Here is a 26,327-nt window from a genome sequence, read left to right as displayed (position 1 = left end):
CTCACTGGCGAATAGGCAGGTAAACCGAGAATTCGGTGTGTCCCGGCCAACTGTTAAATTCAATTTTACCCGAATGTTGATCGATAAGATTTCGGGCAATCGATAAGCCAAGGCCCGTACCGCCTTCGCGACCACTTACCATTGGATAAAAAACGGTATCTTGTAATTGCGTTGGTATACCAGGGCCATCATCTTCAATATCAATTCTTGCCGCTAAACGATAGCGCATGCCGTGAAGAGTGACCTGAAAAGCGGTGCGCGTGCGTAGAGTAATGGTGCCACCTGCTTCACCCAAAGCCTGTAATGCATTGCGGGTGATATTCAGCAGCACTTGTTCAATTTGGTCTGGATCATGGGCCAGCTCCGGCAAGCTCGGATCATAGTCACGGATTAACGTCACATTATCGGGTTTTTCCAGCGAGACTAACTGGCAGACTCGTTCAGCGACCTGATGGATGCTTTGCGTTACATGCTGACCGGGCCGTTGTGGGCCTAATAAGCGGTCAACCAAATTACGTAAACGGTCAGCTTGTTCGATGATCACTTTGGTGTATTCCAGCAACGCCGGATCAGGCAATGCCTTGGACAATAATTGAGCTGCTCCACGCAAGCCGCCCAATGGATTTTTGATTTCGTGAGCCAGCCCTCGCACTAAATCACGGGCTGCAACTTGCTGTGCATGCTGCAATTGCTCTTGGCTTAGCCGACGTTGATTATCCATCGGTGCCATTTCCAGCAGTATAAAACCTTCCGGCAGTGATTGTGCCGTCAGTGACAAAATATGCGCGCGGCCATCAACAACAAGCGTCACTTCGTTATCGGTAAAACCTTGCCCAGTCTCCAGACTTTCCCGCATCAAAGTGATATTCAGGGAAAAATAGCCTAATAGTTCAGGGAGGGGTGTACCGAAAAGTTTACGAGAGCTTTGCGCCAGCAGTTGTTGCGCAGCAGGGTTGGCATAATGAATTGCCAGAGAGTCATCTAATAGCAGAATGCTATTAATGAGAGAATTAAGGATCTGCCCAGCATCGGGCAGCGTGCCTGTTGCCATTACGCAGACTCCTGCACATTTTAGGTGCATCAATACCCTTTATCATCGACATTCACGGCTATCGCGCGAATTCAATTGTCTTGGGTATAATTGATTAGCTATTTGAAAGGTGGAGAAAAAAGCCCATCTAAAGATGGGCCAAAAGTTTCCACGGCAACAAAAAAACTAAAGCTAAAACTGAAAATTAAACGCTGTAATACAGTTCGAACTCAACTGGGTGCGGAGTCATACGAACGCGGTCCATTTCTTCTTTACGCAATTCGATATAAGCATCGATAGCGTCGTCAGTGAACACGCCACCACGGGTCAAGAACTCGCGGTCTTCGTTCAATGCAGCCATTGCTTCGTCCAGTGAACCTGCAACTTTTGGAATCTCTGCTTCTTCTTCCGGTGGCAAGTCATACAGGTTTTTGTCCATCGCATCACCAGGGTGGATTTTGTTGATGATGCCATCAAGGCCAGCCATCAGCAGTGCTGCGAAGCACAGGTATGGGTTAGCAGCTGGATCCGGGAAGCGCGCTTCAATACGGCGTGCTTTCGGGCTCGCAACCACAGGGATACGAATAGATGCTGAACGGTTACGGGCAGAGTATGCCAACATGACCGGCGCTTCGTAACCTGGGACCAAACGCTTGTAAGAGTTAGTCGTTGGGTTAGCCAAGGCGTTGATTGCTTTAGCGTGCTTGATAATACCGCCGATGTAGAACAGCGCCATTTCAGACAAGCCTGCGTATTTGTCGCCAGCGAACAGGTTAGTCCCGTTCTTGGACAAAGACATGTGGCAGTGCATGCCTGAACCGTTATCACCAAACATTGGTTTTGGCATAAAGGTCGCTGTTTTACCAAATGCGTGTGCCACGTTGTGTACCACGTATTTGTAGATCTGAATTTCGTCAGCTTTTTTGGTCATGGTGTTGAAGCGGGTAGCCACTTCGTTCTGACCTGCTGTGGCGACTTCGTGGTGATGCGCTTCAACCACCAGACCCATTTCTTCCATGGTCAAACACATGGTAGAACGCAGATCCTGTGAAGAATCGACTGGAGGTACTGGGAAGTAACCGCCTTTCACAGCTGGACGGTGGCCTTTGTTGCCGCCTTCATATTTAGTGCTTGAGTTCCATGCGCCTTCGATATCATCGATAGCGACGTGTGAACCACGAATGCTGCTACCAAAACGAACGTCATCGAACAGGAAGAATTCTGGCTCTGGCCCGAACAGGACGGTATCGGCGATACCTGAAGATTTCAGGAAATCTTCAGCACGTTTAGAGATAGAACGTGGGTCACGGTCATAACCTTGCATGGTGCCTGGTTCAAGGATGTCACAACGGATAATCAGTGTGGAATCTTCGAAGAACGGGTCCATAACAGCGGTGCTGGCGTCTGGCATCAGTACCATGTCGGATTCGTTAATGCCTTTCCAGCCACCAATCGAGGAGCCATCAAACATTTTGCCTTCTTCGAAAAAGTCAGCGTTGACTTGATGAGCTGGAATGGTGATGTGCTGTTCTTTACCTTTGGTATCGGTGAAACGCAAATCAACAAATTTTACTTCGTGCTCATTCAGCATCGTCAAAACATGTTCAGCGGACATACTTATATCTCCTGGATTTGTCATAGTCGTCGTCGTGGAACGATTACCGTGTATTACTAATAGGGTTATGGCCTTCGTATCACTCAAAACAGCAAACTTGTCACTATTTATTTCGTACAGTTATTCGCGCTAACGAATCATGCTAAAATACATTGCGAAATCTATGCCAACTTTCCAAACCCCCCGTTTATGCCATATCATACGGGGTCTACTGATAGTCAGTATGCACCAGGATAGCAATATTGCACTGTTCTGGTGCTTCATTTGCGCCATTGAGCACTATAATGGTGCAAGAATGGGCCGGGAGGCTATTTTTGCACCGTGAAAGGGATCACAAACTAACCGCCGTTAGGTTGTTTATAAGAGAAGTTTGTGATCTTGTTTAGTCCCTCGCTTATTACGTGTACAATAGCGCGCTATTTCTAAATGCCTGAGGCAAAAAAGCTGTGATCGAGAATCTGCGTAACATCGCCATTATTGCGCACGTTGACCATGGGAAAACTACCCTGGTCGATAAGTTGCTACAACAATCTGGTACTTTCGGTGAACGTACTGAAGCAACTGAACGTGTAATGGACTCCAACGATTTGGAGAAAGAGCGTGGGATAACCATCCTCGCGAAAAATACCGCCATTAACTGGAAAGACTACCGCATCAACATCGTGGATACCCCAGGACACGCCGATTTCGGTGGTGAGGTTGAGCGTGTAATGTCTATGGTTGACTCTGTGCTGCTGGTCGTCGACGCAATGGATGGCCCGATGCCGCAGACCCGTTTCGTGACCAAAAAAGCATTTGCTCATGGTCTGAAACCTATCGTGGTAATTAACAAAGTTGACCGTCCGGGCGCGCGTCCTGATTGGGTTGTGGATCAGGTGTTTGACCTGTTCGTGAACTTGGATGCTACCGACGAACAACTGGACTTCCCTATCATCTATGCATCTGCATTGATGGGTATCGCCGGTGAAGACCACAATGATATGGCGGCAGACATGACCCCGCTGTATCAAGCAATCGTTGACCATGTGCCTGCGCCAGACGTAGACAGCACCGGTCCATTGCAGATGCAAATCTCCCAGTTGGACTACAACAACTACGTAGGTGTTATCGGTATCGGCCGTATCAAACGTGGTGTCGTTAAACCTAACCAGCAAGTGACTGTTATCGATAGCGAAGGTAAAACTCGCAACGGTAAAGTCGGTAAAGTACTGGGCCATATGGGTCTGGAACGTATCGAAACCACACTGGCTGAAGCGGGCGACATCATTGCTATCACCGGTCTGGGCGAGTTGAACATCTCTGACACTATCTGTGACGTGAATGCTGTTGAAGCATTGCCAGCACTGTCTGTAGATGAGCCAACTGTGACCATGTACTTCTGCGTTAACACCTCTCCGTTCTGTGGTAAAGAAGGTAAGTACGTGACTTCACGTCAGATCCTTGACCGCCTGAATAAAGAGTTGATCCATAACGTTGCACTGCGTGTTGAAGAAACTGAAGACGCTGACGCATTCCGCGTATCTGGCCGTGGTGAACTTCACCTGTCGGTTCTGATCGAAAACATGCGCCGCGAAGGTTTCGAGCTGGCTGTATCTCGTCCTAAAGTTATCAACCGTGTTATCGACGGTCGCCATCAAGAACCATTTGAAAGCGTAACGTTGGACATCGAAGAACAGCACCAAGGTTCAGTCATGCAAGCCATGGGTGAGCGTAAAGGTGATGTGAAGGACATGGTTCCAGATGGCAAAGGTCGTATTCGTTTAGACTATATGATCCCAAGCCGTGGCCTGATTGGCTTCCGTACTGAATTCATGACCATGACTTCAGGTACTGGTCTGCTGTACTCCACATTCAGTCACTACGACGATGTGCGTCCGGGCGAAATCGGCCAACGTCAAAACGGCGTACTGATCTCTAACGGCCAAGGTAAAGCAGTTGCATTCGCCTTGTTCAAACTGCAAGACCGCGGCAAACTGTTTATCGGTCACGGTACAGAAGTGTATGAAGGCCAGATTATCGGTATTCACTCACGTTCTAATGACCTGACTGTAAACTGTCTGACCGGTAAGCAATTGACCAACATGCGTGCATCCGGTACTGACGAAGCAACCACTCTGGTTCCTTTCCTGAAGAAAACGCTGGAACAGGCTCTAGAATTCATCGATGACGATGAATTGGTTGAAGTGACCCCGCAATCAATCCGTATCCGTAAGCGTCATCTGACGGAAAACGATCGTAAGCGTGCAGGTCGCGGTCCTAAAGAAGGTTAATTCTTCTTTGTTCTTAGGGCGCCGAAAGCGCCCTGAGTTCTTATCCTCTTCGTCCTTGAAGCTGCAGCTGTGTTAGCTTCACTTGTTCACCTGAATCACTTACTGATGTAAGCTCATCGGGACTCACTCTCTTGCTGCCTTGCTGCAACTCCAATGCCTTTGAGGATATCCTCTGTCAGGTTGAAACCGCCGCTGTGTTAGCTTCACTCGCTCACCTGAATCACTTACTGATGTAAGCTCATCGGGATTCACTCTTTTGTTGCCTTGCTGCAACTCCAATGCCTTTGAGGATATCCTCTGTCAGGTTGAAGTCGCCGCTATGTTAGCTTCACTCGCTCACCTGAATCACTTACTGATGTAAGCTCATCAGGACTCACTCTTTTGCTGACTTCAATATTTTATTTTTTCTGATTGAACCCTCCTTTTTCTTCCTCTCCCTGTTCAGCCTAACCTTTTCCCGATACAGTGAAACTCACCATCTAATTGGGAGAGCGCCATGCTGTATATCTTTGATCTAGGGAATGTGATTGTTGATATCGACTTTAAACGCGTGTTGGGTGTCTGGAGTAAATTAAGCGGTGTGCCACTGGCGACATTGAGTGAGCGCTTTACCATGGGTGAGGTGTTCCAGCAACATGAGCGAGGGGAAATCAGTGATGAAGATTTTGCCCGTCAACTCAGTGACGAAATGGGCGTGGCCCTCAGTTTTGAACAGTTTGCTGAGGGATGGCAGGCGGTTTTTGTCTCGTTACGCCCTGAAGTGATCAAGCTAATGCATAAGCTGCGCGAGGACGGGCATCGGGTCGTGGTGCTATCCAACACTAACCGGCTGCATTGCAACCACTGGCCACAACACTACCCTGAAGTTGCCGCTGCTGCTGACCATATGTATTTGTCTCAAGATCTGGGCATGCGTAAACCGGAAGCCAGGATTTATCACCACGTATTAGAAGCGGAAAATATCCCAGCGGAACAAGCCGTGTTCTTTGATGATGTTGAAGCGAATATCGTGGCAGCGAGAATCGAAGGGATTACCGCTATCCATGTCACTGACCGAAAGGTCATTCCTGATTATTTTTCCTGATAAGTTCTTCATCCAACCATGAATGGGTTAGCCTTAGTGATCACGCTAACCCAACATTGGGCCAGATCGTGTTGACTGAGAGACGAACATGGCAAATTCTCTGCGTTATCGCTTAACCACCCCTTTAAAGCCCTGCATCACATTTGGGCGAATGCTTTACACCCGAATAGATAAAGATGGGTTAACGATGCTTGCTGGCCATTTAGCTTATGTATCGCTGCTATCGCTAGTGCCGCTTATTACAGTTGTTTTTGCATTATTCGCCGCTTTCCCGATGTTTGCTGATATCAGCATAAAATTGAAAGCCTTTATCTTCGCCAATTTTATGCCCGCCACAGGCGATATTATCCAAAACTATCTCGAGCAGTTTGTCGCGAACTCAAACCGGATGACGGTCGTCGGCACTTGCGGGCTAATTGTGACTGCATTACTGCTGATCTACTCGGTGGACAGTGTGTTAAACCAGATTTGGCGCAGTAAGACTCAGCGTTCACTGGTGTTTTCATTTGCGGTCTACTGGATGGTTCTGACGCTGGGGCCAATTCTGGTCGGTGCCAGCATGGTGATCAGTTCGTATTTGTTATCGCTACAATGGCTAGCGAATGCACAAGTCGACAGCATGATTGATGAGATATTACGGTTGTTCCCACTATTAATTTCCTGGGTTTCTTTCTGGTTATTGTACAGTGTGGTCCCCACCGTAAGGGTGCCTGCTCGCGACGCGCTGATTGGCGCATTGGTTGCCGCCTTGTTCTTCGAGCTAGGTAAGAAAGGATTCACGATGTATATCACCCTGTTCCCTTCCTATCAGTTGATTTACGGGGTGTTAGCCGTTATCCCCATATTATTCCTCTGGGTTTACTGGAGTTGGTGCATCGTGTTACTGGGGGCGGAAATTACGGTCACCTTGAGTGAGTATCGAGCACTGCGCCATAAAACGAACATAGAAGAGAACCAGAGTCAGGAGATGTAGGGCCTTATGATTGCGTTGATTCAACGGGCGCTCAGCGCCAATGTGGTGGTAGATGGGAATATTGTGGGTGAGATTGGCCCAGGATTATTGATATTACTCGGTGTGGAACAGGGAGATACCGAGCAAAAAGCACAACGTTTATGTGAGCGGGTGTTGGGATATCGTATCTTTGGTGATGAAAACGACAAAATGAATCTCAACGTCCAGCAAGCAGGGGGCAGTGTGCTGGTGGTTTCACAATTTACCTTGGTTGCCGATACCCAAAAAGGCATGAGGCCGAGCTTCTCCCGAGGAGCAATACCCGCAGAAGCGGATCGTCTTTATCAGTATTTTGTTGCTCAGTGCCGTGAGCGTGGTGTAAAAACTGAAACGGGATTATTTGCAGCGGATATGAAAGTCAGCTTGGTCAACGATGGCCCAGTGACGTTTTGGTTACAAGTTTAGCGGTTGGATATGACTTGGGCTTATGACATGGATTGAGGGTTAAGCCATAGATTTTATTGATAATATTAAAGAGAGAATGTGCCTATGTACCACTTGCGTGTGCCCATAACAGAACAAGAACTCAAAGACTATTATCAATTCCGTTGGGAGATGTTACGCAAGCCATTGCACCAACCCGTGGGTTCAGAAAAAGATGCTTATGACGCGATGGCCCATCACCAAATGGTGGTGGATGAGCAGGGTAAACCCGTTGCCATTGGCCGGTTGTATATTAATGCTGATAATGAAGCCGCTATTCGTTTTCTGGCCGTTGACCCCAATGTCCGTGATAAAGGGCTAGGGACTCTGGTTGCGATGACCTTAGAGTCGGTGGCGCGTCAGGAAGGCGTGAAGCGGGTTGTTTGTAGCGCCCGTGAAGATGCAGTCGATTTCTTTGCCAAGTTAGGGTTTGTCAGCCAAGGGGAGATAACCGCTCCGCAAACGACGCCCGTGCGCCACTTTTTAATGATTAAGCCAGTGGCGACCATGGATGACATTTTGCATCGCCCCGATTGGTGCGGTCAGTTGCAACAAGCATGGTATGACCATATTCCACTCAGTGAAAAAATGGGCGTACGTATCAGCCAATATACTGGCCAACGTTTTGTGACCACTATGCCAGAGGCGGGCAATCAAAATCCGCACCATACCCTATTTGCAGGCAGCCTTTTCTCGCTGGCAACCCTGACCGGCTGGGGGTTGATTTGGCTATTACTGCGCGAACGCCATTTAGGCGGCACCATTATTCTCGTTGATGCACACATCCGCTACAGTGCACCGGTAACAGGTAGGCCGCGAGCAGTGGCTGAACTGAGCTCGCTAAGTGGCGACCTGGACCGGTTAGCCCGTGGCCGGCGCGCCAGAGTGCAATTAGACGTAAAATTATTCGGCGATGAAGATGCGGGTTCCGTCTTTTCGGGAACTTACATGGTTCTCCCCGTTGCTGCTGGGGATGATGCCGTCCGCTAAAATCGGCATGTGTACTATTTTTTTATACTGCTCGCCCAAGCACTGCCCGTTCAACCGGTAACCGATGAACGGGCCGCTTTTATTCCCTCCCCGTCATTTCCTTCACGATTTCTTTTTCCTGTGACCGTCCGCACTATTTACGGAATTTCTTAGAAGGACATGTGCAATATCCAATAGATAACTTACAGTTATATATTCGTGATAATCTTTTCTTCCATTTTAAAGGTGAGGTGATCAGTCTCATATTAGGCAGGTGTCCAAAAAACAATGTCACTAAACTTGTTGATATAAATTAATAAAAATTAATTTAGTTGTTAATTTTCCCCATATTGTCATCACAGAAATCACCTCCAGATGGTTCGATTTTATTTCCCCATCCTTGGTGTCAAGGAGGGAGATATGCCGGTAGATGATAGCCATTCATCAATTAATGTTATTGGTTCATCCGAAGCCTTTAGACAACTTTTACGGTTAGTTGAGAAGGTTGCACCTTCGCAGCAAAGCTTGCTGATTTGTGGCCCTACCGGTTGCGGAAAAGAAGTGATTGCTCAATTAGTCCATCAACATAGTAAAAACCCGTCAGCACCTTTTATCGATCTTAACTGTGGGGCCATCCCTGAGCACTTGGTTGAAGCGGAACTATTTGGCCATGTGAGAGGCGCATTTACGGGTGCTGCGGGTGATCGGCGAGGCCATTTGGAAATGGTCGGAAGTGGCACCCTCTTCTTAGATGAAATTGGTGAAATGCCATTATCGGTACAGCCTAAACTGCTACGCGCATTAGAAACACGCACTTTTCGGCCCATCGGCAGTAGTGATGTGCGCCATTTTAAAGGGCGAGTGGTTGCCGCGACTCACCGGAACTTACTGACTCAAGTCAAAAGCGGGGTGTTTAGGGAAGATCTCTATTACCGCCTCGGGGTCATCACGCTGGATATTCCTGCCCTCAACCAGCGCAAAGAGGACATTCCTGCATTAATCGAATATTTCGCCTCACTGCAAACTCACCGTTTAGTCTTCAATGCCCACGCCATGTCTCACTTACAACAGTATCCTTGGCCGGGAAACGTGCGAGAACTACGTAACCTAGTGGACAGGTTAGCGGCATTATCGGATACCCACTTAATCACTCGCGAAGTACTCGACACGTTTATGCCGACTGCGCAGCTTGAGGTGAAACTATCATCGGATCTGCTTGCTGACGCCATGCTGGCACTACCGGGAGGCGATAAACTGGAGGTGGTGGAACAATTACTGATTGAGCGTGCATTACAGCGCACGACGGGAAATAAAACAGCCGCGGCACAATTATTGGGTATCAGTCGTAAATCGGTGGAACGGCGTATCCATGGCCGGATGGATAAGCGGCCCATCGCCCTACAGCATTTGCAAACCGGAATGCGCCTCATGCAAAGTGCTGCCTATCATGAAGCCATCGCGGATTTACAAAAAGGCTTACAACTGTTGGCAGGAATTACGCTAGATGAAGAAGTTCGGCAGCTACATTACAACCTCTATCGTCAACTGAGCCTCAGCTATCAAATATTGCATGGTTGGTTAAGTCATGATGCGCTGAAATATCATAACGATGCCATTTCATTGGGAAAAAAAACGGGTGATGAATCCGAGCTGGCGGGGCTGTTTTTTTGGCGTTGGTCAGCGCAGCTAATGGCGCTGGAATTACCTCATGTGCGTACTCTGGCCCAGGAGTTGTTGCAACACGGGCAAACAGAAAAAACAGCATTGATATGGGGTGAAGCGCATATCGCATTAGCCAGTACCCTGTTTTGGCTTGGCGATAATCAGGAGGTCTTGACCTGCTTGGCTCGTAGCAAATTACTCAATTCTTCCGCTGAATATACCGACCAACAAGGCTTGGATTTATTCGGCATGGCACTAACGTTAGAAGGGTTGGCATCATTTCAACGGGGTAAGTTTAAGCGAGCCAAAGAGATAGCCAAAAAACTGGAATTACGAGGTCATGATGAGACGTTAATTGTTTTTCATCGTGTTATCTCTCTACGAGGGGCAGCATGGCTGGCCTGTTTATTCGAAGACAGGGGTCGTTTAGGACCCTTAACCCACGCATTAGAAATACAGACACAGCAATATGGCTTTGCTTTTTATCAGGGACTGGGGAAGGTATTAAAAGGGTGTTATCTGCTGATGCAGCATGATTATGTGCAAGCAGAACAATATATGATCGACGGTTTTGATACCCATCTATTCAGCGAGGGCGGGAAGCTCTTTCACTCCTTCCACGCATGGAAACGTGGCGAACTATTACTCCTCTCCGGTCAGCCACAACAGTGCGACATCTTGATATCTCAGGCGTTAGATTTGGCGTTCAAACACCAAGAGCGTGCTTATCTCAGTGAGCTGATGATTATCCAAGCTCGCGCCAGATGGGCATTAAGTGATGCCACCGGCGCTGAACAAGGGTTCCGTTGCGCCATCGCGACCGCGCAGGCATTGGGTATTGTGCCCGCTCAAATCGCCGCAACTCATGAGTTGGCCAGCTTATTAGCGCAAACACAGCGAAAGCCGGAAGCCATTACCTTGCTGTCCAGCATCCTGAAAAGCATTGATTCTCAAGGGGGCCCACCCATTGTCAGCCGAGCCACTCAATTATTAGCCGAGTTAGATCAACCGAATTAAATAGGCATCAGCCTTCGTGGTCGTTTTCGGCCAATCTTCTTTTTTCCTTGGACAGAATCGTCCACTTTATGGGTTTTTCTACACTTGATTAATTAATTAATGATTGAAAATCAATGTGTTAATTGGTTGGCACGCCGGTTGCAATTTGTACTGTGGGTAGCGAAATAAACGAGCTACCTCATGATGTCTCCCTCTAAATACATAAGGAATACAATATGAGTACTCTATATACAATCAACGTAATCAATAACAGCCCAACAGCGCAGGATTTCTTCTTCTTCCAAAAACCGGCAATTTATACCGGTGGCGCTAAAGTCTACTCCAACAGTATCTACCAAGAAGTGTTGCAGCCGTTCGCTAGCTCAGGTTCTGTGCTGACCTTTGAATGCTTAATGCAATTCTATGCTGGTGCTCAAACTCAGTTACCGAATCTGTCGGTCGGGCAAGACTCTGGCTACATCACCTCTAGCCAACCTATCGATTTAACCTCTGCGACGGCGGGGGTACAAACCGCAAACACCACACTACTTTCAGTGGACCCTTCGCTTGGTTTGTCACCTGCCAGCTATACCGAAGGCGTACAACCCGGTGCTTATCGCATTATCACGCCTGCGTTCAACCCGATCACTGAAGTGTTGAATGCAGGGTTAGCAGTGCAAAGCGCCAGTGGTGGCACGGTCCTATCTAGCTTTATCAATGCTGAGCCGAGCAAAAATATCGATTGCCAACCGGTGCTGAGTTTCTACGTCCAAACAGGGACTTACCAGCCGGGGACGGTGATTAATTTCTCCACTTCATCCGTCGGTTCTGCAATTTGCGATACCACGCAAGGCATCACCGCCTTTAACGTGACCTATAACCCTCAAGGTACATGGACGGTCACTGCAGCGTCTTAATGCTTCTCTGAAGACGGCCAGCCTGATCAACTGCGCCGTTCCTGTATGACCACTTATGTTGAATTTTACGATTTCTATTAGGAGGCTATATGCCGAATCTGACAACCAGCATTCCACTGAATCTACTGTTAGGCCAACACCCAAACCCTGTTAACCAATTGACGCAACCACCGGCCAGTAATGAATGCGGTGCTTATGCACTCACTGCCACATTGGCTGCCTTTGCGCCTTGGCCGGAAAGTACCATCATTATCTATAAGGACAATACGAATGTGATTACCCAAGGTGATGATTTTGTTACGGCTAAGAGCAAAATCTATGGTCTAACAGGCATACTTAACCCCGCTGGAGGGCCAAACGTGGCAGGTGGAGGATACAATTCACCGGCAGCAATGGCCGCAGTTGCGATGGATTTCCATCGTGCAGTATCGGTGAATATCACCACTGAAGGGTTAATTGTTTTAGGGGAGGCGTATCCTGATGAACAGGCTGCGTGTGTGGATGTTGTTGGCCCAGAACATGTTCACACGAATGCCAATTACGCCGCGCCTAACGCTGGGGAAGTGCAATTGATTTGTGTGACTTCTGGCCCACACGCGCTTCATATACTGGCACGTGATTCCGATGGGTTGTATTACGATCCCGGCACCGGCATTCGTGATAACGATTGGGGTGATCCAACCGTAGATAAATTTAAGCAAGAGAGTGGCTATGAGTTTGCTGGTTTATGGTTAACTATTAGCTAGTGAATCTACGTTATAAAGCAGTCTACCTTGTAAAACAGTCAACCGATAAACAAAGTCTATCTGGGTTGTTTATCGGTTAGCCTAACGCTGCAATGCCTTTCATCGATAGTTCGCTACTTCGTATTCGGTGCCGAAATGGCTACTACGTTTTTAGCGCGCTTATTGGCTTACGTTGCTATGCACTTCACCATGCTGCATCACTTGATTAACTTGCTGCCCATGGCTGTCAGTGGCTTGTAAGGCGCCATTAACGGTGGGTTTCAATGGGGTATCTGCTGCCAGACTGCCTTTTATCTGCAATTTCAAATTACCCAGACCTTGCAGTGGTAACGCTGGCCAGCCCCAGTTTTGCAAAATATCCAAATCAACAGAACGGCCGGTCAACGACAATGAGAATGCTCGAGCAGGGTTTTGCTCAATGCTGGCGGTCGCTTCCAGTAAGCCCGCGCGGGTAAACGCACTTAACTCGCTCAAGGCAATTTGTTGTTCATTGGCACTTAACGACAGAGACGGGCGGCGAACATCATTTTTATTGAAGGTCGCATTACCTGCGTTCAACATCAGTGACCCCGACCAAACACCCCACTGATGATTTTTGGCTAACAGTAAGTTGGTGCCAGCCATATCCAATGACGTTATCTGGAAAGGGAAGTCTGGGCTGATATCAATCAACAAGTTACGGCTACCATTTAATTTCCCCACATAGACGTCAGACAGCCACTTGGGCAAAGTTTGTTGCCATTGCTGTTTCCAATCGCTGGGTAAGGTATAAACCAGAGCGACTAGGGTCAGTTCATTCAGTTGCAGGCGATGGGTATCACGAGCCCAAAGCCCTTGAGTTCTTAGCAGGCCATCCTGCCAACGTGTTGAGAACTGATTAATCGCCACGCCAGCGGGCGATAAAGCAAAGGTGGCGATCGGGTCAATCAGATGAATATTACCTTTAATAATATCGCCTGCATTGAAGGACATTTCTCCCTCATCACTTTGCCAATCACCCTGCTTAAAGGTGATGTTTTTTAGCATCAGGTCGAGATCATTGAAGGCCCAATTATTCCCTTCGACTCGTGCATCAATCAAATCCAAACGTTTCAATGTTATTGGCGGCAGTTTTAAAAAAGTATCCCAAACATCGTCTACGGTCGCGGAGGTTTGCAGGCGAATATTACTGAGGCGCAGGCGATCCACTATCCAACTGCCATCAGCGGATTGGCTGGCATTACCTGTTAGTTCCCCTTGAGCGATATCAGCACCGAATGTCGTCAGTGTCAGTGCATTTTTGTCTATCGAACCTTGCACATAGAGTCGCTGTGCGACGATGCCATTAATGGTCAATGTACCGGCACTAAACTGAAATTTAGCATTTTCCCCCAGACTATTACCTGCCATCGGCTGCCACGGCACTAACCCCCCCGTGACTTGCTGGCCAGTCATTTTCCATTGGCCTGCTGAATTTGTTGGCTCAATCGTCGTATTCAGCACCATATTGGTTAATTGCAGGGTATCAGCCTGTAAAGGCAGTGGGGAGGGACTGTTGCTAAGGGTTAAACTGCCATTTTGCAAATTCAGGCTAAGAAGATGACGAGGTTCGGTGAGTTGCCGCCAGCTCAGACCAAGGAGCGTCTGTTGGGCTACAAGTAGAGGGGGCTGATTGTCGCGCCCGAACGTCACATCAGTCAAACTGATTTGCCCAGGTGTGGACCAGGAGTGATCTATCTTCCCCAGAGAAAGTTGATATTCGCTGTTATCACTAACCCAGCGGCTCAGCCATTCGGCGGCCCAGCGGGTCTGGAGTAATACGTAGCAGAGCACTACGGATAGCACCAAGAGTAATAATAACGTTAGCAGCACTTTCCCGAGAAATTTCATCTGGTAAATCCACGCCTTTCGATACAAGGAACTCTGTTTATGCCGCAAATTGTCCATTAGCTCAAGCGACAATCTATCATCAGTACATAAAAAAATGGCCGGTATCGTTTACGACCGGCCATTTCAGTGATGAATGAGTGTAGAGATTATTTTTCTTGTGGGAAGAGTAAGTTAAGCACGATGGCAGTGATACCACCGGCGGCAATCCCAGAAGAGAGCAGTGTTTTGATCCAGTCAGGTGCAAATTGCAGGATCATCGGTTGTTGTGCGACACCCATACCGACCGCTAATGATAACGCCATAATCATAATTGCGCGGCGATTCAGGGTTTCACGCGACACAATACGCACGCCAGAAGCAGCAATAGTGCCGAACATGACGAGAGTTGCGCCTCCCAGAACCGGCTCAGGGATATGCTGCACAAATCCGGCAACCGCAGGGAACAGGCCCAGAACAATCAACATCAACGCGACAACAAAACCGACATAACGGCTGGCAACACCCGTCAGTTGAATCACCCCATTATTCTGGCCAAAGCAGGAGTTAGGGAAGGTGTTGAACACCGCAGACAGCATAGAGTTCAAGCCATTAGCCAGCACTCCCCCTTTCAGGCGCTTCATATATAGCGGGCCATGAACCGGTTGCTCTGACACATCTGAGGTCGCCGTGATATCACCGATGGTTTCGAGAGACGTCACCATAAAGATGAGCATCAGTGGTATGAGTAGATTCCAGTCAAAAGACAACCCATAGAACAAGGGTGTAGGAATGGTAATCAGAGCGGTATCCACGACTGGACGGCTCTCAGGCAGCATCCCCAATGACCAAGCCAATAAATAACCGACCGCCATGGCGATAACTAACGAGGCCACGCGCAAGTAAGGGTTACGTTGGCGGTTTAGCAAAATAATCACCGCCAAAACGGCACCGGCTAATAACAGGTTTTTCGGGGCGCCGAAGGTATTGTCACTCATCGCAGCATAGCCGCCGCCAATGGATGTCAGGCCAACTTGAATCAATGATAGACCGATAATCATCACCACAATCCCAGACACTAATGGGGTGATAATTCGGCGCGCCAAATGTAAGAAGCGCGAGAGAATAATTTCGGTACAGGAAGCGACCATCAGGGTACCGAACAGTGCTGCCATCATCGTTGGGATATCAGCCCCCCCATTTTTCAGCGCCAGCCCACCCATAATCAGCGGCGAAACAAAGTTAAAACTGGTGCCCTGAATCGATAACAGGCCAGAGCCTACCGGTCCCCACGTTTTAATCTGCAGTAGCGATGCCAAACCCGAGGCAAACAAGGACATGCTGATAATACGCTGAGTATCTTCTGCCGGTAATCCAAGTGCCTGACAAATGAGTAGGCCAGGAGTAATGACTGCGACAAACATCGCCAATAAATGCTGGCAGGCGGCAAACAGTGTTTGGGCAAGAGGTGGGCGGTCTTCTAAACGATATATTAATTCACTCGGACGAGTGGTTGGCTGCTGTGGCGCATCAAGTTCGGCAGATTGCGTAGACATGGAATGGAATACCCTGATCGGCAAAGAGGGCATTTTAATGATCCGCCTCACAAAAGCAATCGGTTGCGCTGCATTTTTATAAATATTTCTCTCCATCAATCAGCCAATTTTTTTAACGGCTAAACTTGTAATTAGGCGAGATTTTTTTTCTAATCCCCCCTCTACAGCTTTGGCGTTTATTAAGGAACTGTCTAACGTCATATTTTTATTCGATATTTTAATCGCATGGAGTACCAAGATGTTTCATCTCGATACCTATGGCACGCTCGTCGCGGCCTGTTTGGTTTTACTGCTAGGCCGTAAACTCGTAAAAACTGTCCCTTTTCTAAAAAAATACACCATTCCCGAACCGGTCGCTGGTGGTTTGCTCGTGGCATTTATGATGCTGCTGATGCAAAAGACACTCGGCTGGGAAATCAGTTTTGACATGTCACTGAAAGATCCCTTGATGTTGGCATTCTTTGCGACCATCGGGCTGAATGCTAATTTGGCCAGTTTACGTGCGGGTGGCAAGGCGCTGAGTATTTTTGTCTTTGTCGTCGTCGGTTTACTGCTCGTGCAGAATGCGATTGGGGTTGCCCTCGCGAAGTTGATGGGACTAGACCCATTGATGGGATTATTGGCCGGCTCCATTACCTTATCGGGTGGTCATGGCACTGGTGCGGCGTGGAGTAAAGTGTTTGTTGAGCGCTATGGCTTTGAAAATGCGACTGAAGTCGCGATGGCCTGTGCGACCTTTGGTTTAGTCCTCGGTGGGTTGATTGGCGGCCCAGTGGCCCGTTATTTGGTCAAGCACTCTTCCACCCCTGACGGCTCACCAGAAGACAGCGAAGTGCCTTCTGCGTTTGAAAAACCCTCTGCTGGCCGCATGATTACATCGCTAGTGTTGGTCGAAACTATCGCCATGATTGCCATTTGTTTGATGGCGGGCCATGTGATTTCCGGCTGGCTACAGGGCACGATGTTTGAGCTGCCCACCTTCGTCTGCGTACTATTTGTTGGGGTGATCCTCAGTAATACGCTGTCGACAATTGGTTTTTATAAAGTGTTTGATCGCGCGGTCTCGGTGCTGGGGAACGTCAGTTTGTCACTGTTTTTAGCGATGGCATTAATGAGCCTAAAACTGTGGGAGTTGGCATCTTTGGCCTTGCCGATGCTGGTTATCCTGTCGGCACAGGCGTTGGTGATGGCGCTATACGCTATTTTTGTCACTTATCGGGTGATGGGGAAAAACTATGATGCGGCGGTACTGGCGGCAGGGCACTGTGGCTTTGGTCTAGGTGCAACACCGACGGCCATCGCTAATATGCAGGCGATCACTGACCGTTTTGGTCCCTCTCATTTGGCCTTTTTGGTGGTACCGATGGTGGGGGCGTTCTTCATTGATATCGTCAATGTGCTCGTGATTAAACTTTATCTACTATTACCCATCTTCCCTACAGTCATTGGGTAATCGGGTTTGGGGCGGCCTATTTGTTAGGTTAGGCTGCCTCTGATTCATTCAATCAGCAATAAATTTCAAACTGGTCAATATTATGCGTTCGTATAGCGCGTTCGCTCGGGTAACCAACGCTCAATTAATGCGCGAGCATGTTCGGGGTATTGCTGATGCAGATGACGAGCGACGCGCTGCACTTCGGGGATCATGGCTTGGTCACGCAGTAAATCGGCCACTTTGAACTCTGCATTCCCCGTCTGCCGAGTGCCTAATAATTCGCCAGGGCCACGGATTTCTAAGTCGCGTTGTGCAATAACAAAACCATCGTTACTGTCGCGCAATACTTGCAAACGCATTTGGGCAGTCTTGCTCAGTGGCGTTTTGTAGAGCAGTACGCAGTGTGAGGCGACAGCGCCTCGGCCTACGCGACCACGCAATTGGTGCAGTTGTGCTAATCCCAAGCGTTCAGGGTTATCGATGATCATCAAGCTTGCGTTCGGTACGTCTACGCCGACCTCAATCACGGTTGTCGCGACCAATAACTGCAATTCACCCTGCTTAAATGCCAGCATAACGGCCTGTTTTTCGGCGCCTTTCATCCGCCCATGCACTAAGCCGACTTTAATCTCCGGCAAGGCATTTTTTAGCTCTTCACACGTCACTTCGGCGGCTTGGGCTTCGAGCACTTCAGATTCTTCAATCAAGGTACAAACCCAGTACGCTTGGCGGCCCTCTTCCAGACAAGCATTTTTAACCCGTTGAATCACATCGCTGCGGCGGGTATCGGGGATGGCGACGGTTGTCACGGGGGTTCTTCCCGGCGGCAGTTCATCAATCACGGAGGTATCGAGATCCGCGTAGGCGGTCATGGCGAGCGTTCGGGGAATTGGAGTGGCCGTCATAATGAGCTGATGCGGGTGGAACCCTTGCTCCTCGCCTTTTTCCCATAACGCGAGCCGTTGATGAACACCGAAGCGATGTTGCTCATCAATAATGACCAGTGCCAGTCCGGAAAAACGGACTTGTTCCTGAAACATCGCGTGGGTGCCAACGACCATTGCAACCTGACCACTGGCTATGGCATCTTGCTGCGCCAGTCGCGCTTTGCCTTTTTGCTTCCCAGCGAGCCAGCCCACCTCCAAACCTAATGGTTCTAACCATTGGCGGAAGGTATTGGCATGCTGTTCTGCGAGCAATTCGGTCGGGGCCATCAACGCCACTTGTTTGCCATGAGCAATAGCACGTAGTGCCGCCAGTGCGGCAACCAATGTTTTACCAGATCCCACATCCCCTTGAATCAGTCGCATCATCGGAAAATTATGCGTCATGTCCTGTTCAATTTCTGCCACCACTCGCTGTTGGGCGTGCGTGGGGGTGAACGGTAGTGCAGCTAGAAAACGTTGCTTCAGCTCATCTTCTGCCAACAAAGGCAGTGCCCGATAGCTCTGAGCACCCGCTCTAACGGCTAACATGCTGAGATTATGGGCCAGTAACTCTTCCATAATCAGCCGCCGCTGTGCAGGATGTTTCCCTTGCTCTAAGTCAATCAGTTGGATATCAGCGGGTGGGCGATGCAATGTATGAATAGCTTCAGGCAGGCTAATCAGCGAGCGACTTAATTCTATCGGTAATAACTCAGCAATGACGCAGGTATCCAACATGGCCAGAGCTTGATCAATTAGCTTGCGCAGTGTTGCCTGACGAATCCCTTCTGTGGTGGGATAAACAGGTGTCAGGGATTCTTGCAATTCAACGCCAATATTTTCGCCATGCACCCGATATTCAGGATGAATGATTTCTGGCCCCGTATTGCCCCGCTTGGCTTCGCCATAGGCAATAACATGCTTGCCCGGTGACAGGCTATTTTTCATGGCGGCATTGAAGTTAAAAAAGCGCAGGGTCAAAACGCCGCTACCATCGCTGATTTGGCAGGTCATCATACGGCGTCGACCAAAACTGATGTCAGAGCGCAGAACTTCACCTTCTACGGTGACAGAAAGACCGGGTAAAAGATCACCAATACGGTATAGACGAGTACGGTCTTCATAACGCAGTGGAAGGTGAAGCAATAAATCTTGAATGGTTTCGAGGCCCATTTTGGCCAGTTTCCCAGCCTGACTGGCACCCACACCAGAAAGTGTACTCAGGGGGACGGCGTCCAACAGGCGGCCTTTCATTTAAGACTCCGTGGCTTGCATGGCTGACCACCACTGCGGATCGGCAATAATCTGGCCTTGTTCATCAATATGAGGCTGAGGCAGTCCCTTCCGCTTAGCCACTTGCGCCAACACGGGATAACCCCCTTCAAATAAAAGCCGCTGCTGTACTTCGAGTGGCAGAACACTTTGCCCACGCTGATACATGCCTGCGTTTTGCCGCTGACGTTGAGCTTCATATAAAATAAGTGCGGAAGCGACAGAAACATTAAGCGATTGCACCATCCCGATCATCGGAATAATGATGTCTTTATCGGCTAACGCCAGTGCTTCTTGGGAGATCCCCGTTTTCTCTTGCCCCATCAAAATACAGGTTGGGCGGGTATAGTCGATCTCTCGAAAATCAACGGCTTTATCAGATAAATGCGTCGCTAATACCTGCATGCCTTGCGCTTTCAGATGGCTGATAGCATCACTAATATGGGGGTGTGTTTTGACCTGAACCCAGCTGTTACTTCCCGCGGCAGAAGAGAGCCGCGTGTACATTTCGGTCGTCGGCCAGATGGCATGTACCTGATGGATTCCGACGGCATCAGCGGTGCGAATAATCGCGGAGACATTATGAGGTTTATGAACTTGCTCCAGACAGACCGTCAGATCCGGCTGTCTGGTAGCAAGCATTTCACAAATCCGCGCATAGCGTTGAGGATTCATAGGCGTTAGTTACGATTACGGCTGACTTTAACCACGTCCGGCATGATACGAATTTTACGCATAATGTTAGCCAGATGGACCCGGTCGCGGGTAGTCAGGCGAATAAAGGCGCTGTATACCCGACCATCTTTTTCTTCGGTATTCAGGCTTTGAATATTAGATTCAGCTGCATTAATTGCTGCGGTGAGATTCGCCAGAGCGCCTTGTTGGTTGAACATATCAACCTTAATTTCAGCGATAAACTCTTGCTCAGTCTCCTGATCCCATTCAACCGCCATAAACTTCTCAGGTTCTTTCTGGTAGCCACGAATATTACGACAAGACTCATGATGGATAACCAAGCCTTTGCCTGGACTGATATGGGCAATAATTGGGTCACCAGGAATTGGGCGGCAGCACTTAGCGAAAGTGATTAATACACCGTCAGCACCTTTGATTGGCAATTTACGTGTGCCAGAAGCTGCCAATGTAGAAGGGTCACCCAAGAGGTTTTTAGCCACCACGACACTCATGGCATTGCCCAAGCCGATTTCCGCCAGCAAATCATCCATCGTCGCCAGCTTCATGCGGTCCAATTCATGCTTGATATTTTCTTCAGGAATATCAGCGATTTTACGGCCATTGCCTAACGCATGATTCAATAACCGGCGACCAAGGCTGACCGATTCATCACGCTTAAGGTTTTTCAGTAACTGGCGAATTTTGGCGCGGGCTTTTGAACTGACAACAAAATTCAGCCAAGCGGCGTTCGGCCTTGCACCCGGCGCGGTAATGATCTCTACGGTCTGACCACTACTCAGTGACTGGGAAAGCGGATAAGGTTGGCGGTCAACACGTGCACCTACACAGGCATGGCCGATATCGGTATGCACGGCATAGGCAAAATCGACAGGTGTCGCACCCGCAGGTAACTCAACAATGCGTCCTTCGGGGGTGAAAACGTAAATCTCATCAGGGAAGAGATCAGACTTCACGCTTTCAATAAATTCAAATGAACTGCCCGCACTTTGCTGTAATTCCAGCAAGCTTTGCATCCAGCGCTGAGCGCGGATTTGTGCGGTTGTGCCAGACTCACCCTGCTCTTTATAAGCCCAGTGTGCAGCAACCCCCATTTCGGCCATCTGATCCATATCTTCGGTACGGATTTGCACCTCAACGGGCACCCCATGAGGGCCAATTAATGAGGTATGCAACGATTGATAGCCGTTAGCTTTAGGGATGGCGATATAGTCTTTAACTCGACCAGGGCGTGGTTTATACAGGCTGTGAGCCTGACCTAGCACGCGGTAGCAAGTATCAACTTCTTTTACGATAACTCGGAAAGCATAGATATCCATGATGGAGTGAAAGCGCTGCTCTTTCAGGTTCATCTTGCAATAGATGGAATAGAGATGCTTTTCACGACCACTGACCCGACAAGGAATACCTGCTTCAGTCAGACGCCCTTCAATTTCCGCTAAGATTTTCTGAATCATCTCTTTGCGGTTACCGCGCGCGGCTTTCACCACTTCTTTAATCACACGATAGCGGTTAGGGTAGAGCGCTTCAAAACCCAGCTCTTCCAGCTCGGTTTTTAAATGATGGATACCCAGCCTATGTGCCAGCGGGCTGTATATCTCGAGGGTTTCACGGGCGATACGACGACGTTTATCGGGGCGTAAAGAACCCAACGTTCGCATGTTGTGAGTGCGGTCAGCCAATTTGATCAAAATGACGCGGATATCTTGCACCATCGCCATGATCATCTTGCGGAAGTTTTCCGCTTGGGCTTCTTTCTTATCACGGAAATTCAGCTTATCGAGTTTAGAAACACCCTCGACTAACTCGGCTACGCTTTTCCCAAATAACTGCTCCATATCTTGATATGTGGCAGGGGTATCTTCAATGACGTCATGTAACAGCGCCGCCATTAAGGTTTCGTAATCGAGGCGCATCTCCGCGAGAATACAGGCCACAGCAACGGGGTGAGTAATGTATGGCTCACCGCTGGAGCGTGTCTGTCCCTCGTGGGCATCACGTGCAACAAGATATGCCTGTTTGAGGCGCTTAATCTGCTCCTCTGGCAGGTAACGTTGAATCAGCAGATTCAGGCTTTCAAACAGGTACAAGGCAGACTCGCAGTCTAATTAACGACGACCTTCAGCAATCGCGGTTACCGCTTGGATCTCTGCGGCTTCCTGCTCTTGCTGTTCTTGGCGTTCACGAACATCGAGAATCTGATTAGTAATCAGGCCTTCTTCGATTTCACGCAGTGCAATCACAGTTACTTTATCGTTTTCTTCTGGAACCAGTGCGTCTTTACCACCGGACTGGATTTGACGTGCCCGACGAGCAGCGACCAACACCAGGTCAAAACGGTTACCAATTTTCTCTACAGCGTCTTGAACAGTTACGCGTGCCATAATTCTGCTACTCCACAGGTGACGAAATGACTGGGCATGATACTGAAACTCTGTTCAGTCTGCCAATAATTTGCTGATTAAAGCGTCATGCCGCTGTTTCTGGCGGCCTAAACGCAGGCGTTCTGCGCGAATAATGGTTTTCAAATCAGATAATGCCAGATTGAAATCATCATTTACGATTAAATAATCATACTCGGCGTAGTGGGTCATCTCAGCGACAGCTTGCGCCATACGCTTAGCGATAACCGCTTCGCTATCTTGCCCACGGCCACGTAAGCGGCGATCCAATTCTTCTTTGGAGGGAGGCAAAATAAAAATACTGCGTGCGGTGGGCATTTTTGCGCGAATTTGCTGCGCGCCTTGCCAGTCGATATCTAAAAATACATCAACCCCAGTTGCCAGCACTTGCTCAATCGCTAAACGTGAGGTGCCGTAGTAGTTTTCAAATACTTTGGCATGCTCAAGAAAAGCCTCGTCATCAATCATCTGGCAGAACTCATCTTCAGAAACGAAGAAGTAATGTTCACCGTGATTCTCGCCTGGACGCTTAGCACGCGTGGTATGTGAAACAGAAACCTGCGTGTCGTACAACGGTTGTGTTTTTAACAAAGCCTGAATCAGGCTTGATTTTCCTGCCCCACTGGGCGCGGAAACGATGTATAGCGTACCTTGGACCATGATGACGTTTCAGTTGATTAGGTTGATATATAGAAAGCAGAAGTGTGAATCTCCGCACAGTATACACGGCTGCTGCACGTCATGCAGCGTTACAACACATTTCACCTGAATGTTTTGTCGATAAATAGCCCGATTTTCTGATTTTGCGGGGAGGATTGCGTAATTTCGACCTGTTGCAGCAAATTTTAACGTCGTGTTCGGCAGGGTACGCATTTATCGTTTTTCGCCTTCGACGAGGTAAAAGATTTAGGTTTTACTGCCGGTCTCCAAGGAAAGGTGCCAATACATATGTCGAATCTACCAATACTGAGTTTTTTAATGGTGAGTTTTATCAGTTGGAGCAGTAGTGCGTTATCTCACTGCCCAGCGTGGTCGGTAGAAAGAATGTCTCTTGAAGTGAGTTCTCTTAAGCAACAGCTGGATAAATGGGATGTGGCTTACCATCAACAGGGCGTTAGCCTGATAGCGGATGACATCTACGATCAATTGCAGGATAAGTTACAAGGATGGCGACAATGTCATCGTCAGTCTGAAGATACAGAGAATCCACGGATACTTGGCTTCGGCGTATTTTCTCATCCTGTTGCCCACACCGGATTAAAGAAACTTAAAGATGAAACCGCTCTGGCTGACTGGATGCAGCGTCGAGAAAATCTCTGGGTACAGCCTAAAATTGATGGCGTTGCTGTCACACTGGTTTACCGAAACGGAAAATTGGCACAACTTTTAAGTCGTGGGAATGGTCGACAAGGCCAAAACTGGACTGACAAAGCCCTTTTTATTTCAGCCATTCCTCAATTCATTGCAACAGCTCCCCCTTTACTGACCCTGCAAGGGGAGTTATTTCTACAGATGGATGGGCATAACCAAGCCCAGCATGGCGGTCTCAATGCCCGATCTTCCGTTGCGGGGGCACTGATGCGCAAATCGTCATCTCCCTTACTGCCTAAGCTTGGTATTTTTATTTGGGCATGGCCAGATGGGCCCAAAAGCATGATAGAGAAAGCAACGCGATTACAGGAAATGGGCTTCTCTTTGACTGCTGAATACAGCAAGCCGGTTACTTCAACTGAGGATGTTGCTCAGTGGCGGGAACGTTGGTATCGCATGCCCTTACCTTTTGCCACCGACGGTATTGTCATTCGACAAGAGGATGAACCCTTAGGACGCTATTGGCAGGCAGTACCGGGGGGATGGTCTATTGCGTGGAAATACCCACCACAGCAGCAAATCTCTGAAGTAAAAGACATACAATTTACGATTGGGCGCACCGGCAAAATCACGGCCGTTCTACAGGTCTCACCGGTAAAAATTGATGATAAATGGGTACGGCGAGTGAACATTGGCTCTATTGCACGTTGGCGGCAGTGGAATATCACCATCGGTGATCAAGTCACGCTCGCTCTAGCGGGGCAGGGCATTCCACGGTTGGATAACGTAATCTGGCGGGTTAACCAGCGGCACGTCATCATACCTCCTGATCAAGACAAGTTTCATCCATTGAGTTGTTTTCACCATTTGCCTCCCGAGTGTGAGCCACAATTTTTATCTCGCCTGATATGGCTCAGTGGCTCGAAAGGGTTGGATATGCGCAATATCAGTGGTGGGCTGTGGCAATCGCTTATCCGCTCTGGGCATGTCAACGATTTAGTCGGGTGGCTATCACTGACTGCAGACCAAATTGCGGCTATTCCCGGGGTCAGTCGCGAGCGAGCGGAGAACATTTATCTGCAATTTCAGAATGCAAAGCTGAAACCCTTTGCCCAGTGGTTACAAGCACTGGGTTTCCCACAGATCGAACCCGGAGTTACTCACTGGCAAGCGTTGCAGCGCAAGACGCTTGCTGAGTGGCGATTAATTTCAGGTATTGGGTCGGTGCGAGCAACACAAATTGAGCACTTCTTACGTCATCCTGAGATACAAACAATGGCAGATATGCTATCGCAACAACGCATTACAGGTTTTTCGCCCGAAGAGTAAACAGGGTTTGCTTTAGTGATCTGAGTGCTCATATTTGAACACGGGCAGACCTAGACGGAATCTTAATGCTAACAATCGTGCGCTTAACCCAGTAATGAGGGTGATGATAATAACCCAGTTATGAGATAGCGGCGTGTATTGCAAGGCGATGTAGATCCACGCGGCAGCAAATGAGATGCCGGCATAGATTTCCTTCTGGAAAACCAGTGGAATGCAGTTGCAAAACATGTCACGTAGGACACCACCAAAAACACCCGTAATGACCGCAGCGATGGCCGCAATAATGGTGCTATGACCCATATCGAGAGCAATTTGTGCACCAATAATAGAAAAAACAATGAGCCCAATGGCATCTAGTACGAGAAATAAATGACGCAAGTGCTTCATTAATGGCGCCATCCACGTTGTCACAATGGCAGCGATAGCCACGATGACAATGTATTCAGGGTTTTTTACCCAGCCCAACGGGTAATGTCCTAGCAGCATATCTCTAACTGAACCGCCGCCGATTGCCGTAGCGGATGCGATAATAATGACGCCAAACATATCCATTTGGCGGCGACCTGCGGCCAATGCCCCTGTCATGGCTTCGGCGGTAATACCAATAATGTAGAGAACGCTGAGTAGCATAATGATCACGTTTCTTTAGGGCTGCAAAAGGCTGCAGAATAATCACTCAGGTTGATTATCGCGACTGAGATTTTCTAAGTCATGATTTTCGAATTATATAATCTAATCAATAAAATAATTATCTATTTAATATATATTAATAAAAAACATTCAAATTTAATATTTATCATTATTTATTCTTGTGAAAAAAAGCATCGATTTGGG

The 26,327-nt window shown here is 48.5% G+C and carries 20 protein-coding genes; 10 read left to right on the top strand and 10 right to left on the bottom strand.

Annotation, left to right across the window (positions count from 1 at the left end; genetic code table 11):
• Window position 1 precedes the first annotated feature (1 nt).
• Both glnL and glnA read right to left on the bottom strand, forming a co-directional pair.
• Entirely contained in the window at window positions 2-1,051 is a 1,050-nt protein-coding gene (gene glnL, locus DA391_RS22780) for a nitrogen regulation protein NR(II) (protein WP_019213102.1), read from the bottom strand.
• A gap of 184 nt (window positions 1,052-1,235) precedes the next feature.
• Window positions 1,236-2,645: a glutamate--ammonia ligase gene (gene glnA, locus DA391_RS22775; RefSeq protein WP_019213101.1), complete on the bottom strand. Its 1,410-nt coding sequence runs from the start codon at window positions 2,643-2,645 to the stop codon at window positions 1,236-1,238.
• A 446-nt stretch (window positions 2,646-3,091) separates the two neighbouring features.
• Between glnA and typA the strand changes: the two genes are divergently transcribed.
• The 8 genes from typA (at window position 3,092) to DA391_RS22735 (ending at window position 12,724) form a co-directional block, all read left to right on the top strand.
• Window positions 3,092-4,915, top strand: coding sequence for a ribosome-dependent GTPase TypA (gene typA / locus DA391_RS22770; protein ID WP_050082730.1), 1,824 nt, complete (start codon window positions 3,092-3,094; stop codon window positions 4,913-4,915).
• A gap of 496 nt (window positions 4,916-5,411) precedes the next feature.
• Window positions 5,412-5,999: a glucose-1-phosphatase gene (gene yihX / locus DA391_RS22765; protein ID WP_050286688.1), complete on the top strand. Its 588-nt coding sequence runs from the start codon at window positions 5,412-5,414 to the stop codon at window positions 5,997-5,999.
• Window positions 6,000-6,087: 88 nt separating this feature from the next.
• Window positions 6,088-6,972: a virulence factor BrkB family protein gene (locus tag DA391_RS22760; protein WP_050082732.1), complete on the top strand. Its 885-nt coding sequence runs from the start codon at window positions 6,088-6,090 to the stop codon at window positions 6,970-6,972.
• Between the two features lie 6 nt (window positions 6,973-6,978).
• Window positions 6,979-7,416, top strand: coding sequence for a D-aminoacyl-tRNA deacylase (gene dtd, locus DA391_RS22755; RefSeq protein WP_049608777.1), 438 nt, complete (start codon window positions 6,979-6,981; stop codon window positions 7,414-7,416).
• A gap of 84 nt (window positions 7,417-7,500) precedes the next feature.
• Window positions 7,501-8,424: a fatty acid biosynthesis protein FabY gene (gene fabY, locus DA391_RS22750; protein ID WP_050082733.1), complete on the top strand. Its 924-nt coding sequence runs from the start codon at window positions 7,501-7,503 to the stop codon at window positions 8,422-8,424.
• A gap of 399 nt (window positions 8,425-8,823) precedes the next feature.
• Window positions 8,824-11,082, top strand: coding sequence for a sigma-54 interaction domain-containing protein (locus DA391_RS22745; RefSeq protein ID WP_050082734.1), 2,259 nt, complete (start codon window positions 8,824-8,826; stop codon window positions 11,080-11,082).
• Window positions 11,083-11,297: 215 nt separating this feature from the next.
• On the top strand, window positions 11,298-11,978 hold the full coding sequence (locus DA391_RS22740; protein WP_057643347.1) for a hypothetical protein: 681 nt from the start codon (window positions 11,298-11,300) through the stop codon (window positions 11,976-11,978).
• An 89-nt stretch (window positions 11,979-12,067) separates the two neighbouring features.
• Window positions 12,068-12,724 (top strand): hypothetical protein, encoded by a 657-nt coding sequence (locus DA391_RS22735; protein WP_050082736.1) that lies wholly within the window; start codon window positions 12,068-12,070, stop codon window positions 12,722-12,724.
• Window positions 12,725-12,883: 159 nt separating this feature from the next.
• Here the strand turns inward: DA391_RS22735 and DA391_RS22730 are convergent, their stop codons facing one another.
• Window positions 12,884-14,593: an AsmA family protein gene (locus DA391_RS22730; protein ID WP_108088223.1), complete on the bottom strand. Its 1,710-nt coding sequence runs from the start codon at window positions 14,591-14,593 to the stop codon at window positions 12,884-12,886.
• Window positions 14,594-14,739: 146 nt separating this feature from the next.
• Window positions 14,740-16,125 (bottom strand): uracil-xanthine permease family protein, encoded by a 1,386-nt coding sequence (locus tag DA391_RS22725; RefSeq protein WP_050082738.1) that lies wholly within the window; start codon window positions 16,123-16,125, stop codon window positions 14,740-14,742.
• A 238-nt stretch (window positions 16,126-16,363) separates the two neighbouring features.
• Here DA391_RS22725 and gltS point away from each other — a divergent pair, with 238 nt between their 5' ends.
• Complete coding sequence (gene gltS / locus DA391_RS22720) at window positions 16,364-17,578, top strand: sodium/glutamate symporter (RefSeq protein ID WP_050082739.1); 1,215 nt, start codon at window positions 16,364-16,366, stop codon at window positions 17,576-17,578.
• Between the two features lie 80 nt (window positions 17,579-17,658).
• Here the strand turns inward: gltS and recG are convergent, their stop codons facing one another.
• The 5 genes from recG to gmk are packed head-to-tail and all read right to left on the bottom strand — an operon-like array spanning window position 17,659 to window position 23,513.
• Window positions 17,659-19,740, bottom strand: a complete 2,082-nt coding sequence (gene recG / locus DA391_RS22715; protein ID WP_019213089.1) for an ATP-dependent DNA helicase RecG — start codon at window positions 19,738-19,740, stop codon at window positions 17,659-17,661.
• Entirely contained in the window at window positions 19,741-20,433 is a 693-nt protein-coding gene (trmH, locus tag DA391_RS22710) for a tRNA (guanosine(18)-2'-O)-methyltransferase TrmH (RefSeq protein ID WP_050082740.1), read from the bottom strand. It abuts the gene before it with no gap.
• Window positions 20,434-20,438: 5 nt separating this feature from the next.
• The gene (gene spoT, locus DA391_RS22705) at window positions 20,439-22,541 is read right to left on the bottom strand and encodes a bifunctional GTP diphosphokinase/guanosine-3',5'-bis pyrophosphate 3'-pyrophosphohydrolase (protein WP_049608753.1); all 2,103 of its coding nucleotides are present in this window, start codon (window positions 22,539-22,541) and stop codon (window positions 20,439-20,441) included.
• An 18-nt stretch (window positions 22,542-22,559) separates the two neighbouring features.
• On the bottom strand, window positions 22,560-22,835 hold the full coding sequence (gene rpoZ, locus DA391_RS22700) for a DNA-directed RNA polymerase subunit omega (protein ID WP_004392061.1): 276 nt from the start codon (window positions 22,833-22,835) through the stop codon (window positions 22,560-22,562).
• Window positions 22,836-22,889: 54 nt separating this feature from the next.
• The gene (gene gmk / locus DA391_RS22695) at window positions 22,890-23,513 is read right to left on the bottom strand and encodes a guanylate kinase (protein WP_050082741.1); all 624 of its coding nucleotides are present in this window, start codon (window positions 23,511-23,513) and stop codon (window positions 22,890-22,892) included.
• A 282-nt stretch (window positions 23,514-23,795) separates the two neighbouring features.
• Here gmk and ligB point away from each other — a divergent pair, with 282 nt between their 5' ends.
• The gene (gene ligB, locus DA391_RS22690) at window positions 23,796-25,493 is read left to right on the top strand and encodes an NAD-dependent DNA ligase LigB (protein WP_167398244.1); all 1,698 of its coding nucleotides are present in this window, start codon (window positions 23,796-23,798) and stop codon (window positions 25,491-25,493) included.
• Between the two features lie 12 nt (window positions 25,494-25,505).
• Here the strand turns inward: ligB and DA391_RS22685 are convergent, their stop codons facing one another.
• Entirely contained in the window at window positions 25,506-26,123 is a 618-nt protein-coding gene (locus DA391_RS22685) for a trimeric intracellular cation channel family protein (protein WP_050082742.1), read from the bottom strand.
• Window positions 26,124-26,327 lie beyond the last annotated feature (204 nt).

It is taken from the genome of Yersinia massiliensis (assembly GCF_003048255.1).
Classification (GTDB): domain Bacteria; phylum Pseudomonadota; class Gammaproteobacteria; order Enterobacterales; family Enterobacteriaceae; genus Yersinia; species Yersinia massiliensis_A.
Note: the sequence above shows the minus strand (reverse complement) of the source record. Positions and strands in the feature narration are given on the sequence as shown.

What these genes read in the sequence shown, in the direction of transcription:
- glnL (WP_019213102.1), bottom strand. Translation starts at nt 1,051, where the DNA reads ATGGCAACAGGCACGCTGCCCGATGCTGGGCAGATCCTTAATTCTCTC.
- glnA (WP_019213101.1), bottom strand. Translation starts at nt 2,645, where the DNA reads ATGTCCGCTGAACATGTTTTGACGATGCTGAATGAGCACGAAGTAAAA.
- yihX (WP_050286688.1), top strand. Translation starts at nt 5,412, where the DNA reads ATGCTGTATATCTTTGATCTAGGGAATGTGATTGTTGATATCGACTTT.
- DA391_RS22760 (WP_050082732.1), top strand. Translation starts at nt 6,088, where the DNA reads ATGGCAAATTCTCTGCGTTATCGCTTAACCACCCCTTTAAAGCCCTGC.
- dtd (WP_049608777.1), top strand. Translation starts at nt 6,979, where the DNA reads ATGATTGCGTTGATTCAACGGGCGCTCAGCGCCAATGTGGTGGTAGAT.
- fabY (WP_050082733.1), top strand. Translation starts at nt 7,501, where the DNA reads ATGTACCACTTGCGTGTGCCCATAACAGAACAAGAACTCAAAGACTAT.
- DA391_RS22745 (WP_050082734.1), top strand. Translation starts at nt 8,824, where the DNA reads ATGCCGGTAGATGATAGCCATTCATCAATTAATGTTATTGGTTCATCC.
- DA391_RS22740 (WP_057643347.1), top strand. Translation starts at nt 11,298, where the DNA reads ATGAGTACTCTATATACAATCAACGTAATCAATAACAGCCCAACAGCG.
- DA391_RS22735 (WP_050082736.1), top strand. Translation starts at nt 12,068, where the DNA reads ATGCCGAATCTGACAACCAGCATTCCACTGAATCTACTGTTAGGCCAA.
- DA391_RS22730 (WP_108088223.1), bottom strand. Translation starts at nt 14,593, where the DNA reads ATGAAATTTCTCGGGAAAGTGCTGCTAACGTTATTATTACTCTTGGTG.
- DA391_RS22725 (WP_050082738.1), bottom strand. Translation starts at nt 16,125, where the DNA reads ATGTCTACGCAATCTGCCGAACTTGATGCGCCACAGCAGCCAACCACT.
- gltS (WP_050082739.1), top strand. Translation starts at nt 16,364, where the DNA reads ATGTTTCATCTCGATACCTATGGCACGCTCGTCGCGGCCTGTTTGGTT.
- recG (WP_019213089.1), bottom strand. Translation starts at nt 19,740, where the DNA reads ATGAAAGGCCGCCTGTTGGACGCCGTCCCCCTGAGTACACTTTCTGGT.
- trmH (WP_050082740.1), bottom strand. Translation starts at nt 20,433, where the DNA reads ATGAATCCTCAACGCTATGCGCGGATTTGTGAAATGCTTGCTACCAGA.
- rpoZ (WP_004392061.1), bottom strand. Translation starts at nt 22,835, where the DNA reads ATGGCACGCGTAACTGTTCAAGACGCTGTAGAGAAAATTGGTAACCGT.
- gmk (WP_050082741.1), bottom strand. Translation starts at nt 23,513, where the DNA reads ATGGTCCAAGGTACGCTATACATCGTTTCCGCGCCCAGTGGGGCAGGA.
- DA391_RS22685 (WP_050082742.1), bottom strand. Translation starts at nt 26,123, where the DNA reads ATGCTACTCAGCGTTCTCTACATTATTGGTATTACCGCCGAAGCCATG.